This window comes from Nocardia sp. NPDC004573 (genome assembly GCF_053602135.1).
Window position 1 is genome coordinate 235,120 of the sequence record NZ_JBSGDA010000003.1, and the last position, 14,009, is coordinate 249,128.

Genomic DNA, 14,009 nt, shown 5'->3' on the forward strand with positions numbered 1-14,009 from the left:
CGCTCGGGCCGGCGCGTCCGGTCAGGTCTGCAGCGGGTGTCCGTCGAGTTTCACCTCGGCGTGCGTGTCGGCTCCGGCCCGAACTCCCAGTCCGGCGCGACTGCGGCGAGATTTGCCGACCGCGATGTCGGCGAGGCGGGAGAGTGACTCCATATTCCGCGGCACCAACAAGAGCTCTTGCAGCACATTGGGCACCATTCTCCCCAGCCCGCGTTCGGCGTGCTCGTACATCCGGATCTGGGTCTCACCGGGCACGGTCTCGACGAGTTCCAGACGGATCCACGCGGCGCCGATCGGCGAGAGCTTGGCTTCCAGTTCGAGCATGTGCGGCGGATCCACCGACACGACCTTGGTGGTGTCGTTCACGGTGAACGGCCATACGCCCGCGCTGTAGTGCAGCTGGGCGCCGACGCCGGGCCACTCGTCGTCGACGTCGCGGATGTGGGTGGCGCCGACCACCCAGGCGCAGAACAGCCATCCGTCGGCCAGGACGGCGAAGACGTCTTCCGGTGTCGTCGGCACGGTGATTTCCACGTGGACCATCAGCTCAACGCTTCCTGGGTGTGGGCGGGGGCTGGTTTGCCTGTCGCTTGCGGGGTGCCCGGTCGTCCGGCAGGCAAACCACCGTGTCCTGGTCCGAGTCGCTCCGCCGGGGTGAACAGAACAAACGAATCCCCCGCGGCACCGCGCCGGATGCCATCTTCGGGAGATGGTCGAAGCGGCAAGTTCGGCACCGGTATCTTCTTCCCGGTTGGTCCGGGGACATCGGTGTCGGGTAGTTTGGCTCGGTTCTATGACCCAGGTCACGGGTTCGTGTACTCCGGTATCACCGGGAGGTCGTGGTGTGTGCGGGGCTGATCGTCACCGCCAACACGCTAATGACCAGCAAACTTATGGCCGACGTGCATCGACTCGCCGTATGGGTACAGAACACCAAGCACAGCAGCACGAATTAAGGAGAACGCGTGACTAACCCCGGGCCACAAGCCGATCCGGCGGGTGATGTCTCGTCTCGGTGGGGCGGCCTGTTCCGCACCAAGTCCATCGAACAGTCGATCCGCGACACCGACGAACCCGACTCGAAACTCCGCAAGGACCTGACCGCCTGGGATCTCACCGTCTTCGGCGTGGCCGTCGTGGTCGGGGCGGGCATCTTCACCCTCACCGCGCGCACCGCAGGCAATGTCGCGGGCCCGTCGGTCTCGCTCGCCTTCGTGTTCGCCGCGATCGCCTGCGGGCTGACCGCCCTCTGCTACGCCGAGTTCGCCTCCACCGTGCCGGTGGCGGGCAGCGCCTACACCTACTCCTACGCCACCTTCGGCGAGCTCGTCGCCTGGATCATCGGCTGGGACCTGATCCTGGAATTCGCCCTCGCCGCGGCGGTGGTGGCCAAGGGCTGGTCACAGTACCTCGGCGAGGTACTCGGCACCACCTCCCCGATCGTGCACCTGGGCCCGGTGACCTTCGACTGGGGCGCGGTGCTGCTGATCACGGTGCTCGGCGTGCTGCTCGCGACCGGCACCAAGGTGTCCTCGCGGGTGTCGGCGGTGGCGGTCGCCATCAAGCTGGGCGTGATCGCGCTGGTGCTGGTCGTCGGCGCCACCTACTTCAAGTCCTCGAACCTCTCGCCCTACATTCCGCCGTCCCAGGCGGGTGAGCGCGGCGAGGGCCTGCGGCAGTCGCTGTTCTCCTATCTGACCGGCGCCGGGCACAGCAACTTCGGTTGGTACGGCCTGCTCGCCGCGGCCAGCCTGGTGTTCTTCGCGTTCATCGGCTTCGACGTGGTCGCCACGACCGCCGAGGAGACCCGCAACCCGCAGAAGGCGGTGCCGCGCGGCATCCTCGGCTCGCTGCTCATCGTCACGATCCTGTATGTCGCGGTGTCACTCGTGCTCACCGGTATGGTGCCCTACACCGAGCTGGCCGGTGACGACGCGACCCTGGCGACGGCGTTCGGCATCCACGGGGTGACCTGGGCGAAGAACATCATCTCCATCGGCGCGCTCGCCGGGCTCACCACGGTGGTGATGGTGATGTACCTCGGGCAGACGCGGGTGTTGTTCGCGATGTCGCGCGACGGGCTGATGCCGCGCAAGCTCGCGCACACCGGCGCGAACGGCACGCCGGTGCGCGTCACCGCCATCGTCGGCGTGGCGTGCGCAGTGCTGGCGGGGTTCGTGGACTTCGGCACGCTGGAGGAGATGGTCAACATCGGGACGCTGTTCGCGTTCGTGCTGGTGTCGGTCGGCGTGCTCATCCTGCGGCGCACGCGCCCGGATCTGCCGCGCGGGTTCCGGGTTCCGCTCGTGCCGGTCGTCCCCGTCCTCGCGGTGCTGGCGTGCCTGTGGCTGATGCTGAACCTGTCGGTGGAGACCTGGCTGCGGTTCCTGGTGTGGATGCTGATCGGGTTCGTCGTCTACTTCGCCTACTCCCGGCGCAACTCCGTGCTCCGCAAGGCTCCTGCCCTGGAGTGACGCGGCCGTGTTCGGCTCCTCGGAGGTGGGCGGCTAGCCTGACGCCGTGTCGCAGCGTGAGTTGGTCGTGCTCGGAACCGCGAGTCAGGTGCCGACGAAACAGCGGAACCACAACGGGTACCTGCTCCGGTGGGACGACGAGGCGATCCTGTTCGACCCCGGTGAGGGAACACAGCGGCAGATGACCTATGCCGGTGTGACCGCCACCGGGCTCACCCGGATCGCCATCACCCATTTCCACGGCGACCACAGCCTCGGGCTGGCCGGGGTGGTGCAGCGGATCAACCTCGATCGGGTGCCGCATCCGGTCGACGTCTGGTTTCCCGCGTCCGGCGCGGTGTACTACGACCGACTGGTCAACGCGACGTCCTACTATCACCGCGCCGAACTGCGGCCGCGTCCGGTGGCCGGACCGGGGCCCGTCGACCTGCCCGAAGCGCCGTTCACGGTGACGGCGGTGCCGCTGTCGCATCCGGTGGACACCTTCGGCTATCGGCTCAGCGAGCCGCCCGGTCGCCGCATCCTGCCGGACCGGTTGCGCGCCTTGGGATTGAGCGGCCCGATCATCTCCGAACTGCAAGAGCGCGGCAGCGTCGAGTCGGAGGGCCGCACAATCACTTTGGCGGAGATCAGCGAACCGCGATCCGGCCAGAGCTTCGCCTTCGTGATGGACACCAGGCTGTGCCCGGGCGTCCGGGAACTCGCCGCCGATGTCGACATGCTCGTCATCGAAGCCACATTCCTGGACGCCGACGAACATCTGGCGGTCGAGTACGGCCATCTCACCGCGGGCCAAGCCGCGCGGGTGGCCGCGGACGCGGGCGTTCGCACCCTGGTGCTCACCCATTTCTCCCAGCGCTACCGCGACCTCGACGAGCACCTGGCGGAAGCGGCGAAGTACTTCACGGGCGAGATCCACATCGCCACCGATCTGGCCCGAATCCCGCTGCCTCCGCGCCGCTGACCCGCGCACCGGACATCCGACACGCCGAGATGATCGGTGGACGCTAACACCAGCCCGCCGTCACCGATCTAGTTCTCTGGGACGCCTGCCAGCCCCGCGCTGGAAACCGCCGTCACCGGCGCCGGTCATCCGACCGCGCCGTCCGGCACCCGGCCACGGCCGACGCCCCGCCACCCCGGCGAATTGCCGGAATTCCGGTACAGCCGTACGACTCGGTACGCTGTCCCGGACGCCCCTATAGCCCAATTGGCAGAGGCAGCGGACTTAAAATCCGCCAAGTGTCGGTTCGAGTCCGACTGGGGGCACTCAGGTGGACTGTCCAGGTCCCGCCGCCGGCGGCTCGGCACAAGAAGCGGCACCGGCCACTGACTGCTGTGTGGATCTTCGTAACCGTCTCGAGGACGCGTCGCACGGTGACCTACGTCGCCGGACGAGACATCCGGATCCGGCGCGGGGTGGTGACGCGGCACCGGTATGCGCAGGACATCACCAGCCCGGCCGGAACCTCTGGGGCGTGAGAACGGCGCATGGATAGTCCTCTCCGGCTACGCGCGGCATCGAAGTCGTTGTGGCGTAATAGAGTGGCGGTGTGGCTCTGGAATGGGTAGCTGTCGTGGGGACTTTGGGCGGCGCGGTTCTCGGGTCGGGTTCCACGATGCTCGTCGAGACGATACGAGCCCGGCGAGAACGATCGGTACGCCTGGAAGACACGCGCCGCCAGGCATACGTGAAATATCTGACGGCCCTGACCCAGACCGACAACGCCATGCAAGCCCTCGCCATCGGACGGTCGTCTCCGCTGGACCGCGCGGAGGCCACCGCGGCGTTCCGGTCGAACCACCTGGTCGCGGCGATCTACGAACTCGAATTGTTCGCGCCGAAATCCGTCTGCGACAACGCGTGGCTGGCATACGGCAGGCTGAAAGATATCCGAGAAACGCTGATCACTCAGAGTGTGACGATCGAGCGTGCCGGCGCGGGTTCACCAGAGTGGCGGGCGGTCCACGAGCCATTCTTGGCCGCGCTGAAGCAACTGCGCGAATCCATGCGGGGGCAGTCGGGTGGTCTCGAAAGGGCGCCATCCTGAGTCGGCGGATCGCGTACGAGGTGGGGCGGTCGCTGTTGACCTTCGGCTTTCACGAGGTGGGATCCAGGCCCACGTTCGTGCTCGACCGCGGTAGCTCGCTCTGCTGAGGGGCTCGAGGGAGACGGTATGTGCGGCCGTCGCGTCCGGCCCTCCCTGCTTCAACGCGAAAGGCCGTAGGCGCGAGCGATGATGCGTTCCATGACGGTGCGGGGGAGGAGTCGGCGGAGGGTGAAGAGGGCGGGGGCGTTGCTGCCTACGGCGTAGAGGGGGTGTGGGCGGTCGGCTTCGATTGCTCGGACGATCGTGGTGGCGACCTTCTCGGGGGTGATGCCTTTGGCCTGGTTCTCATCGAGCTTCGCCATGAAAGTGGTGAAGTCGGCGGTGTGGGGGGAGCCTTCGGTGAGGTATTTGGTGCGTCGTTCGCGGAGGCCGGTGTCGATCTGGCCGGGCTCGACCGCAGTGATCCAGACGTCGAAGGGGGACTCCTCGAAGCGGGCGGCGACCGCGAAGCCGCGCAACGCCGCCTTGGTGGCGACGTAGGAGGAGCGGTAAGGCATCGGAAAGCTGGCGAGCATCGAGCCGACCATGACGACGCGCCCGTATCGGCGTTCCCGCATGCCGGGCAGCACCGCTTTGGTCAACGCGATCGGACCGAGCACGTTGAGCTGGAACAGTCGCTCGACGGCGTCGGTGGGCAGTTCGGCGAGCGGGCCCGCCTGGCTCTCGCCCGCGTTGTTCACCAGGATGTCGACCTGGTCCAAGCCGGCCGCGAAGGCATCGATCGAGGCCGTATCGGTGAGGTCGAGCGCCCGGTATTCGACGCCCGGCAGCACGGCGTCGGAGCCGATGGCGTCGGGATTCCGGCTGGTGCCGACCACCCGGTATCCCCGCCCGGCCAGTGCGGCGGCCGTAGCCTTGCCGATTCCGGACGACGCACCGGTGACCACGGCGACGCGAGACATGACGCTCCTTTCGACAGCAAACACGCTGACGATATCGTCAACTCCACGGTCTGCGCTACCGCAAAGTAGCTTCGGGCCGTCCGTACGGCACCGGCCGGGCGCGCAAGCGCGACGGCTGCGACGCGCAATCCCGCGGCGGCGGGAAACGCGAAGACAACATGTGGTAGCGGGTCGGAGATTGCCCATTGAATTCTGTGTGGCGAGATTCGGCCAGGGCCTGGTGTGGGGTGGGCTGTCGCCTGCACGCTTCGCGGGCCTGTGAGCTGGGCGGACGGACGTGCCAGACGGCGTGGGATACGCACCGGCGCAGGCGAAATCGTTCACCGGCGGGAAGTCTGCCCGGATGTCGGCCGCAATGCGATAGGGCTAGTGTTGGCCGGCGCGGTGCAGGCCGGAGACGCTGCCGCGTTACCCCCCCGACGCCGAGGAGACTGTGGTGGTTGTCGATACCGTCCGAGAGGAACAGGCGATCCGTCAGATGACGGAGCGGCTGGTCGAAAACTACACCGAGACTTATTCTCCGGAGCATATCCAGAGCACGGTAGGGGCGGCGCGAAAGAAGTTCGAGGGCCACCCGGTGCGGCAATTCGTTCCCATTCTGGTCGAGCGGGTGGTGCGACGGGAGTTGGAGAAGTCCCCCGAAGCGGAAGTCCAGCCCATGACGGTCCCGATGGACAAGGCGCAGGAGCCCTCGGCGACTTCTCCGGGAAAACTCGCGCAATTGCGTGCGGTGTGGTCGTCGAGGAAGCGTTTCGCGCCGTATGCGGTGGGCGCCGTCGTCATCCTGACGGTGATCGCCGTCGTCCTCGCCGTGCGGCAACCCGCTCCCGAAGCGCCCGCCGCCGCGCCGGCTCCGGCCGCGCCGCTCACCGTTGCCCATGGTGTCGTGGGGTCCGAGAAGATGGGTTTCTTCCAGGACCAGAAGGTGATCGACGCGCTGGCGCGCAACGGCGTCCGGGTGGAGGTCGAGCCCGCCGGGTCGCGCCAGATCGCCACATCCATAGATCTCGCGAAATTCGATTTCGCCTTTCCATCCAGTGAACAGGCGGCCGAGCGAATTCAGCGGCAGCGCAACGTGACCGGGAAATACACGCCGTTCTCCTCGCCGATGGCCGTCGCGACATTCACGCCGATCACAGAACTGCTCGCCAAGGCGGGAGCGCTGCGCCCCGGGCCGGTGCCGACGCTGGACCTGCGCCGTTACCTCGAAATCGTCCGCAACGGTACCCGCTGGGACGAACTGCCCGACAACGCCGCGTATCCGGTGCGCAAGAACATCCTGATCTCCACCACCGATCCGCGCAGCTCGAATTCGGCCGCCATGTATCTGGCCGCGGCGAGCTATGTCGCGAACAACAACACGATCGTGCAGGGCCCGGCCGCCGAGCAGGCCGTCCTGCCCGCGGTGGCGCGGCTGTTCGTGGGCCAGGGGTACACCGACAACACCACCGAGGGCCCGTTCAACAACTACCTCGCCACGGGCATGGGCCCGACGCCGATGGCTTGGATCTACGAGGCGCAGTACGTCGAGGCGATCGTGCGCGGCCAGGTGAAGCCCGAGATGACGCTGCTGTACCCGTCTCCGACGGTGCTGTCCCGGCACACGCTGGTGCCGTTCGGCGCGACGGGCGACCGGCTGGGCCGCCTGCTGTCCACGGATCCGGAGTTGCAGCGGCTGGCCGCCGAGCACGGCTTCCGCACCAACGACGGCGCGCAGTTCGCGAAGGTCGCCGCCGAACGCAAAGCCCCGGTGCCCGCGGAACTGCTGGACGTCGTCGCCACCCCGACCTACGACACCCTGGAGCATCTGCTCGACGGAGTGACCAAGACCTACAACTGAAGCCACGTCCAAGTCCGGGTGTGTCCGCCCTCGCGTTTCGGTGCAGACGATACGGGCATCCTCCCCGCATCAGATACCGCGACAGCGGCCGGTATCGCGGCGGGAGGAAACACCAGTGACAGCGGACGACGGACCATGGGAGATACCTCCCATCGATGACGCTCCGGACATCGCGCGCGACCCCGCGCCGCCGCCGGGATCGACGTTGGCCGACACCAGGAACTGGGCCGGGTACGGATTGCTGCTGCTCGCGGCGGTGGGTGCGATAGCCGCCGCGGTGCTGGCGGCCTCGGGGCCGGCCCGTTCGTCCGTCGTCGCCGCGATCATCGCGGCCGTCTTCCTGGTGGCCGGTGTGGGCATGATCGTGCTGGAGCAGGTGCGCGCACGAGCCAAGGCCCGCAGGCGCACCGCAGAACCCGCCGCCGTGCCGCCGGGGTACTGAGAATCCTCAATCCACAGGCAGGAAACCGGAGTCGATGAACTCCCGCACAAAGGTGTCCACCACCGTGCGGTCCACCGCAGGGCAATCCACCCCGGTGCCCGCCAGTGCGGCGCGCGCGTGTTCGTCGTCCCAGTCGAGATGACCGGCGAGCCGGGCGAAGTCATGACTCAGTAGTGCCGCACGCACCAGCGAATCGTCGCCGAGAGCGTCGCGCCGCCGCGCTTCCCTGTCCAGGCCCGCACGCACGGTGTCCGCCGGCATCGTCGCCAGCGGGAGCCCGTGCGCTCGCAGACTCGCGAGGATCTCGCCGACCGCCACCGGCGCTCGGTTGACCAGGTGATAGACGGTTCGCGAGCGCGGCCGGACGGAGATCTCCACAATCGCGCCCGCCACGTAGCTCACCGGAACCAAGGAGACGGTCGCGTCCCCGACGTCGGGCGCCATGCCGAGCATCGCGGCGGCTCGCACCATGTTCCACAGCGAATCCTGCGGGCTGTTCACGCCGACCTCGGGGCACCCGCAGATGGTGCCCGGGCGGTAGATGGCGATGGGCACGCCGCGCTCGCCGGCCTGGCGGACCAGTTCCTCGGCGACCCATTTGGACGCGAGATAGCCGTTGCCGGACACCTGATCGGCGCCCAGCCGCACGTCTTCGCTGACCACCGGCGAATCCGGCGCCGCGGCGACGGCCGCGCCCATGGTGGAGACCAAGTGGAACGGCTTGACTCGCCGTGTCGTCGCCAACCGCAGGAGTTCTCGCGTGCCTTCGACGTTGGCCTGCCGGAGCCGGGCGTAGGGGTCGACGTGATTGACGCGCGCGCCGTTGTGGTAGATCGCGTCGATGCTGTCGGCCAAGCACTCGTAGTCGGCGGGGCCGAGGCCGAGGCGCGGCGCGGTGAGGTCTCCCGCGACGACGACGATCCGTTCCGCGGCGGTCGTCCCGGCGAGCCGGTAGTGGCTCAGCGCGGCCAGGATCCGGTCGATGCCTTCCTCGGCGTCGTCGGCGCGCACCACGCACCACACCCGCGCGTCGGTGCGGTCCAGCAGTTCTTGCAGCAGGTGGGCGCCGAGGAAGCCGGTCGCGCCGGTCAGCAGCACCTCCTGCGGCGGCCCGGTGTGCGCAGGCCGGCATCCACCGATGCCGATCTCCGGCTCCAACACGGCGTCGCCTTCCGGCGTGGGAGCGGTGGGGGCGCACGCACCGGCCAACCGCGCCGCGAGGCCGCCCACCGTCGGAGCAGCGAGGATCGCCGACATCGGCACGTCGCGCCGCAGCCGGTCCGATAGCCGCTGGTGCAGCGTGAACGCGAGCAGCGACGAACCGCCGAGTTCGAAGAAGTCGTCGCCGACGCCGATCGGCGACACCGCGAGCACCTCGGCGAAGACTTCCGCGATCGCGCGCTCCAGTGGGGTGCCGGGGCGTACCTCGGTGCGGGCGGCGAACACCGGCTGAGGTAGCGCGGCTCGGTCGAGCTTCCCACTGGTATTCACCGGGAACGCGTCCAGCGTCAGCACCGCCGACGGCACCATGTAGCCGGGCAGCACCCGAGCGACCGAGTGCCGCACCGCGTCCGGATCGACCGTGGCTCCCGGCGCGGCGACCACGTAGCCGACCAGCCGGTCTCCGGCGTCGGAGCCCTTGACCGCGACTGCGGCGCGGCCCACCGCCGGATCGGTCAGCAGGGCGGCTTCGATCTCGCCGAGCTCGATGCGATGGCCGCGCACCTTCACCTGGAAGTCGGTACGACCCAGATAGTCGAGGTTGCCGCCGCGGTTCCATCGCACGAGGTCGCCGGTCCGGTACATCCGCTCGCCGGGATGCGAGGGATCGGCGACGAACCGGGCCGCGGTCAGGCCTGATGCGCCGTGATAACCACGGGCCAGCTGAACGCCTCCCAGGTACAGTTCGCCCGCCACACCCACCGGAACCGGCCGCAGCCGATCGTCCAGGACCTGGCATCGCGAATTCCACTCCGGCACGCCGATGGAGACAGTGGCAGAGGTGTGGTCGGCGGCCGAGACGGCGTGCCGCGTGATGCTCACCGCGGCCTCGGTGGGTCCGTACAGGTTGTGCAATCCGGCCCCGCACACGCTTGCGAAAGCCCGCGCGGTCTCCGGAGGTAATGCCTCGCCGATGACGAAAACGGCTCGCAGCGAGGATAATTCGTCATCCGTCACGTGCTGGGCGAAGACCGTGAGCATCGCGGGAACGAAATCGGTGAGCGTCACCCGGTGCTCGGCGATCAGTCGGCCCAGTGCCGCCGGGTCGCGATGCTCCTCCGGGCCGGCCAGTACCAGCCGTGCACCCGCGCGCAAGGGCAGGAAGTAGCCCCACAGGGACACGTCGAAGGTCGCGGGGGTCTTGTGCAGATAGACGTCGGTGGCGTCGACGCCGTATTCGGCTTGCATCCAGTCGAGTTGGTGCACGATCGCCCGATGGCTGACCGCCACTCCCTTGGGGCGACCGGTCGAGCCGGAGGTGTAGATGAGATAGGCGGGATGGTCGGCGTGCCAGGACGCCCGGCGCTCGGCGTCGAGCACCGGTGCGGAGCCGAAGCGATCGAGATCCAGGGCATCGACGTCGTACGCCTCGGTGACCGTGAAGCCGTCCGCGGCGGTGGTCAGCACGCACCGTGGCGACGCCGACTCGAGCACGTACCGGATGCGTTCGGCCGGGTGGCCGGGATCGATCGGCACCCAGGCCGCGCCCGCCGCCACGATCGCCTGCAGCGCGACGACCTGCTGGATCGACCGACGCATCGCCACCGCGACCACACTCTCCGGCCCCACGCCCCGCTCGATCAGCCAGCGGGCCAGGCGCGCGGAGCGCTCGCACAGTTGCGCGTAGGTGAGCGTCTCGGGCCCGCACACCACGGCGATCGCATCCGGCGTCGCCGCGGCATGCCGCGCCGTCGCCGCGGTGAGCAGCTCGGCCGGGACGGCGTGCCCGGCTCCGGCGCCCCACGACCGGATGCGCTTGTGCTCGACCGGGTCCATGATGTCGATATCCCCGACGACCGCCCCGGGCTCGGCCGCGACCTGCCGCAAGATGCGGATGTAGCCGTCCAGGAAGCGCTGCACGGTGTGCTCGTCGAACAAGTCGGTGCTGTAACCGAATCGGATGATGATCTCGCCGGGCTCGCCGTCGTCGTCACGGGTGTCCACCACTCCGATGTGCAGATCGGTCTTCGCCGTGTCGGCGTCCACGTCGAGGAACGACACGCTCGGCCCGGACAGCTCGAGGGTGGCCTGCGTGAAGTTCTGGAACGCGAAGCCGACCTGGTAGAGCGGGTGACGTCCGGGCGAGCGGGTCGGATCGACCGCGTCGACCACGTGCTCGAAGGGCACCTCGGAGTGCGCGAAGTTGACCAGGTCCCGCTCCCTGGTGCGGCGCAGCAGAGCGGTGAAACGCTCCGCGGGCTCGATCCTGGTCCGGGAGACGGTCGTATTGACGAACATGCCGACGACATCGGCGAGCGCGGGCTCGGCTCGATTGGTCATCGGCACGCCGATCGCGATGTCTGTGCTGCCGGACAGGCGGGCCAGCAGCACCGCCAGCGCCGAGCGCATCACCATGAACAGCGTCGCCCGGTGGGCGCGGGCGAGCGTGAGCAGGTCACGGTGCAGGGTCGCGGGCACCGACCGCTGAGTGGCCGAGCCGCGCAGTGTGGCCACCGGCGGGCGGGGCCGGTCGGCGGGCAGATCGAGTTCGTCGGGCAGGCCGGCCAGCTCTCCGGTCCAGTACGCCAGTTGTCGCGACAGCAGCGACTCCGGGTCGTCGCGGGAACCGAGTAAGTCCTTCTGCCACAGCGCGTAGTCGGCGTACTGGACATCCGGCGGCTGCCAGGCCGGCGCGGCGCCCGCGCTGCGGGCGGCGTAGGCCATGGCCACGTCGCGGGCCAGCGGCGCGAGCGACGACCCGTCCGCACAGATATGGTGCAGAGCGCAGACCAGGACGTATTCGGTGGGGGTGTGCAGCAGCCGGACGCGCAGCGGCACTTCGGCGGACACGTCGAACCCGTGCCGCAGGATCGCACGTACCCGGTCGGGCACCGCCTCGTCGGGCAGTTCCTCGACCGCGAAATCGTCCACCACGCAGTCGGTGTCGAGGATCAGCTGGCGCGGCCCGGTCTCGTCGGCCGGGTACTTCGTGCGCAACGCCTCGTGCCGTTCGACGGTGTCGGCGAACGCCGCGCGCAAGGCGGGGACGTCCAGTTCCGACAGCCGCAGGGCGAAGCCGATGTTGTCCACCGAGGACGTCGTGTCGAACTGGTTGCGCAACCAGAACCGCAACTGGGCGGGCGACAGCGGGATGCGCTGCGGCCTCGCTTGCGCGCGCAGCACCGGGCGGGCCGTGTCGAACTGCTGCGAGCGAATGGCCTTCGCCAAGGTGGGGACCGTCGGATGGTCGAACACCAGCCGCGGCGGAATGCGCAGCCGCCAGGTTTCGCTCAGGCGCGCGGCCACCTGGGTCGCCAGCAGTGAATTGCCGCCCGCCGCGAAGAAGTCGGCGTCGGCGCTGAACCGCTCGCGGCCCAGCACGCGGGCGAACACCTCGGCGACCGTTTCCTCGCCGAGGTCGGCGGCGGGCCGATGGTCCGGCTCGTCGAGGGCACGCACGCGCAGCGCGGGCCGGTCGGCCTTACCGGTCGGGGTGCGCGGAATCCGGTCCACGACCGTGATCGTGTTCGGCACCATGTATTTCGGCAGCAGTGCGGTCAGCGCGTCGGCCAGGGCCGCGGTGTCGGGGGCGTGTCCCGGTTCCGGTTGGACGAAGGCGGCCAGCGTGGTCTCGCCCGAGGCGGTCTTGCGGTCGACGGTCACTGCCAGCCGCACGCCCGGCTGGGTCGAGAGGATCGCGTCGATCTCGCCGAGTTCGATCCGGAAGCCCCGGATCTTGACTTGGTCGTCGGCCCGGCCGAAATAGTCGAGAGCGCCGGCGGTGGTGCGGCGGACGAGGTCGCCGGTGCGGTACATCCGGGAGCCGGGCGGTCCGAATGGGTCGGCGAGGAACTGTTGCGCGGTCAGATCGGGTCGCCCGTGGTATCCCCTCGCCACCCCGGGGCCCGACACGTACAGCTCGCCGACGACGCCGGTGCCGACCGGCCGCAGCCGATGATCGAGCACCTGGCAGCGCATGCCGGGCACAGCGGACCCGATGGTGACCGGTGCGTCCGGTGACAACGCCGGACTGAGCGTCGCCACGATGGTGGACTCGGTCGGGCCGTAGGCGTTGTGAAACAGGCGCCCTCCGGTCGCCCAGTGCCGCGGCAGCATCGGGGCGCAGGGTTCGCCGCCGACCATGACCGAGCGCAGGGCGGGCAGTCCGGCAGGCTCGATGGTGGCCAGTGCGGACGGGGTGAGGAAAGCATGGGTGACGGCCTGCCGCGCGAGCAGTTCCACCAGGGCGGCGCCGCCGTACAGGGTCGGCGGGGCGATCACGAGTGTGGCGGCGGAGGAGATCGCGAGCAGCAACTCCAGGATCGAGGCGTCGAAACTGGGTGACGCGAAGTGCAGCACGCGCGCGTCTTTGTCCAGCGCGTGCCGGGTGGCCAGTTCGGCGCACAGCGGGGCGAGCCCGGCGTGGGTGACGGTGACGCCTTTCGGGCGTCCGGTCGATCCGGACGTGTAGATCACGTAGGCCGCGTGGGCGGGCCGAAGCCGTACCGGGCGCTCGAAATACGCGATCGGACTCGCGGGGTTCGCCGCCACCTGCGCGGCCACCTCGGCATCGTCCAACGCCAGCCAGCGCACCTCGGCGGGCAGCGCGGTCGCATGTTCGGTGCGCGTCAAGCCCAGCACGACGCCGCTGTCCGAAACTTGAAATCGGATGCGAGACAACGGAAGTGCCGGATCGATGGGGACGAAGGCCGCGCCGGTCTTCGCGATGGCCCACACCGCGAGCACCGCATCGAGCGAACGCGGCAGTGTCACCGCTACCGTCGATTCCGGCCCAGCGCCCGCCGCCAGCAGCGTGCGGGCCAGGCGGGAGGACTCGGCGTCGAGGTCACGGTAGGTGATCTCGGTGTCGTCGGACCGCACCGCGATGCCGTCGGGATTGTGCTCCGCCGCTGCGGCCAGCAGCGCGGCGAACGTCGGTGCTGCCGAGTCGGCCGACCTGCGGCGCCGGCCGTTCCGGGCGGAGGGGCGGGGATTCCGGATACCGCTGGTCATATCTTCGTCCCGTTCCGCGTGGCAGTAAACGCGCCAGATGCTATAGCGGCACAGGGCGATTCCTCA

General features: G+C 69.0%; 8 protein-coding genes and 1 tRNA gene. 6 read left to right on the forward strand and 3 right to left on the reverse strand.

Annotated elements, in window-relative coordinates; all coding sequences use genetic code 11:
* Nucleotides 1-21 precede the first annotated feature (21 nt).
* Complete coding sequence (locus ACWEKR_RS06690; protein WP_452353648.1) at nt 22-543, reverse strand: SRPBCC family protein; 522 nt, start codon at nt 541-543, stop codon at nt 22-24.
* Between the two features lie 422 nt (nt 544-965).
* On the opposite strand from ACWEKR_RS06690, the gene ACWEKR_RS06695 reads away from it, so the two are divergent.
* The 4 genes from ACWEKR_RS06695 (at nt 966) to ACWEKR_RS06710 (ending at nt 4,525) form a co-directional block, all read left to right on the forward strand.
* Nucleotides 966-2,474 carry an amino acid permease gene (locus tag ACWEKR_RS06695; RefSeq protein WP_452353649.1) on the forward strand — a complete coding sequence of 503 codons (1,509 nt, stop codon included), beginning with the start codon at nt 966-968 and terminating at the stop codon, nt 2,472-2,474.
* Nucleotides 2,475-2,520: 46 nt separating this feature from the next.
* Nucleotides 2,521-3,438 (forward strand): ribonuclease Z, encoded by a 918-nt coding sequence (locus ACWEKR_RS06700; RefSeq protein WP_452353650.1) that lies wholly within the window; start codon nt 2,521-2,523, stop codon nt 3,436-3,438.
* Nucleotides 3,439-3,669: 231 nt separating this feature from the next.
* A tRNA-Leu gene (locus tag ACWEKR_RS06705) sits at nt 3,670-3,743 on the forward strand.
* 284 nt (nt 3,744-4,027) lie between these two features.
* Nucleotides 4,028-4,525 carry a hypothetical protein gene (locus tag ACWEKR_RS06710; RefSeq protein ID WP_452353651.1) on the forward strand — a complete coding sequence of 166 codons (498 nt, stop codon included), beginning with the start codon at nt 4,028-4,030 and terminating at the stop codon, nt 4,523-4,525.
* A gap of 158 nt (nt 4,526-4,683) precedes the next feature.
* Here ACWEKR_RS06710 and ACWEKR_RS06715 read toward each other — a convergent pair whose 3' ends face one another.
* Nucleotides 4,684-5,487 (reverse strand): SDR family oxidoreductase, encoded by an 804-nt coding sequence (locus ACWEKR_RS06715; RefSeq protein ID WP_452353652.1) that lies wholly within the window; start codon nt 5,485-5,487, stop codon nt 4,684-4,686.
* A 436-nt stretch (nt 5,488-5,923) separates the two neighbouring features.
* Here ACWEKR_RS06715 and ACWEKR_RS06720 point away from each other — a divergent pair, with 436 nt between their 5' ends.
* Nucleotides 5,924-7,327 carry a three-helix bundle dimerization domain-containing protein gene (locus ACWEKR_RS06720; RefSeq protein ID WP_452353653.1) on the forward strand — a complete coding sequence of 468 codons (1,404 nt, stop codon included), beginning with the start codon at nt 5,924-5,926 and terminating at the stop codon, nt 7,325-7,327.
* A gap of 115 nt (nt 7,328-7,442) precedes the next feature.
* Entirely contained in the window at nt 7,443-7,769 is a 327-nt protein-coding gene (locus tag ACWEKR_RS06725) for a hypothetical protein (RefSeq protein WP_452353654.1), read from the forward strand.
* A 6-nt stretch (nt 7,770-7,775) separates the two neighbouring features.
* Here the strand turns inward: ACWEKR_RS06725 and ACWEKR_RS06730 are convergent, their stop codons facing one another.
* On the reverse strand, nt 7,776-13,943 hold the full coding sequence (locus ACWEKR_RS06730; RefSeq protein ID WP_452353655.1) for an amino acid adenylation domain-containing protein: 6,168 nt from the start codon (nt 13,941-13,943) through the stop codon (nt 7,776-7,778).
* Nucleotides 13,944-14,009 lie beyond the last annotated feature (66 nt).

Coding starts and splice junctions, on each gene's coding strand:
- ACWEKR_RS06690 (WP_452353648.1), bottom strand. CDS start 543: ATGGTCCACGTGGAAATCACCGTGCCGACGACACCGGAAGACGTCTTC.
- ACWEKR_RS06715 (WP_452353652.1), bottom strand. CDS start 5,487: ATGTCTCGCGTCGCCGTGGTCACCGGTGCGTCGTCCGGAATCGGCAAG.
- ACWEKR_RS06730 (WP_452353655.1), bottom strand. CDS start 13,943: ATGACCAGCGGTATCCGGAATCCCCGCCCCTCCGCCCGGAACGGCCGG.